This is a genomic window from Endozoicomonas sp. SESOKO4, from assembly GCF_024606275.1.
This window is the reverse complement of sequence record NZ_JAHHPS010000319.1, coordinates 1-1,870: the sequence shown is the minus strand read 5'-3', so window position 1 is coordinate 1,870 and position 1,870 is coordinate 1. Positions and strand designations below refer to the sequence as shown.

At 47.8% G+C, this 1,870-nt stretch carries 2 protein-coding genes; both read right to left on the bottom strand.

The window, feature by feature from the left end:
• The coding region (locus KDK16_RS06015; RefSeq protein WP_257275163.1) for a hypothetical protein at positions 1-1,256 on the bottom strand (1,256 nt) is incomplete at its 3' end.
• Between the two features lie 157 nt (positions 1,257-1,413).
• A partial coding sequence (locus tag KDK16_RS06010; protein ID WP_257254635.1) for a hypothetical protein occupies positions 1,414-1,870 on the bottom strand: 457 nt, incomplete at its 5' end.

Genomic DNA, 1,870 nt, shown 5'->3' with positions numbered 1-1,870 from the left:
ACTTTAGCATTCTTGCAGGTAATCCCGCATGGCTGCTGTTGACCGTTCTCCCCAATTACTGGTGTGTCACAGGTTCGTTGTCCGCTGTGGAATTTGATTCTGTGATCCGACAGGCTACGAGCATTCTTGTAGACCTTTCCACATGGCCGCAGCTGCCCATCCTCCCCGATCACCGGCAGGACGCATACTCTTTGTTCAGTGTCGTATTTTTTTTTGTAATCTGACGGAGTTTGTTGCCAATGGGTATCCCCTCCAGAAGGAAGACAACCCAAAAATGAAATCCCCATCGGGCGTGTTGAATGAGCAAGCGTACAGGTAATCCCGTTTTCTGGAAGGCTATGACCACCCAGACTGAGTAACCCGTCTATTATGACCCGGTCGTCAGCGTTGACGGACACATTCCCGGGCATTTGCACATCATGATTTAGTAGCCCGTTAGAATCAGTGGTACAGATGGGCGCTCCGCTCATGAAGTACGAAGCGATTTGGGGATCAAAATGGTATATGCAACTAAGACAGTGTTCATTCGCCGAGCGAAGGCATGATTGTTGTGTGGATACTGCTATTGATGCCCGAAATCGACAAACGCCATGACAGGGATGGACGAAACAATTTAAACCCAAAGTGTGTGAGTGTTGTTCAGGGTCTCCGTTACTGTCGCCAGAGTCAGAATACACGAGACTTTTGAATGAGCCTGAAGAGTGGATGGTGGTTTCCGGGACTTTCTGGCAGGATGATTCTGATAGTGGGTATTGTGCCGGGTTATCATCAGAGCCATGCATCATAGTAACAGTCGCAAACGGGTGATCCCCTTGTATCGGCAGAGAGGTTGCCTCCTGTTGTTGAATCGGGTTAGACAGCGATGAATTTGGGTTCCAATAGATTTTTAAAAGCGAGGCGACAGCGAAAACTACTTCTACAGGAAGCCATGAGCTTGCAGGGGCATCCTTGGTGGTCAGGATCATTTCGTATGCAACCACAATGCCAGTGGCATAAAGCCATTGCCATGAAATCGACCCAACGATGGCCGTTTTTAGTTCGTAAATCCCAGACCTCTGTCGTTTGTCATCAGTTGGTAAAGTTAATTCTGCGTGGTCTTTATTGTAGGTAATGGCTGACGGATTGTCCGGTAATGTTGGCCAGACAGGTTTTATAGAGTAGTTCTGTTTTGAATAAACTGCACCCTGCTCAAGCTCGAGTATATAATGTCTTGTCAACGCTTCGCTCTGACAGACGACAGACAACGACATTAGCAACAGTAGTACCTCAAAGAGTGAGTGTTTAATAATTCTATCCCTGCATTCCGGTTGACAGAGAGGAAGGATAGATCAAGAAAATAAGCGTGTTTTTACCTTGAAGTTCTTCTGTTAAAAATCTAATGAAGCCATGTACTGGATCAGATCGTTGCTTATTTCACTTTACTTCCTGAGGACTTAAGTCATTGTTCCGGTCCATATCATCAAGCTTGCGTTTTCGATGCCTTCTTTTGTGATTCAAAAAGGCCTGAAGATTCTTGCAGGCCTGCTTGCATGGCCGTTGCTGTCCATTCTCCCCGACTACAGTGACCTCACAGGTTTGTGGCCCGCTGTGGTTTTTTCTCATGTGATCACTCAAGGCGCGAGCATTCTTGCAGACCTTCCTGCACGGCCGCTGCTGACCATTCTTCCCGACTGTTGTTGCACCGCAGGCTTGCTGCCTGGTGTGCTCTGCTCTTTTATGATCCGACAAGGCATGTCCACTCTTGCAGACCTTACCGCATGGTTGCTGCCGACCATCCTCCCCAACCACGATCAAGTCACAGTTTTTTTGCACGCAGTGGTCTCTGCTTTTGTGATCTGACAGGGCATGAGCATTTCTGCAGACCTTTCCG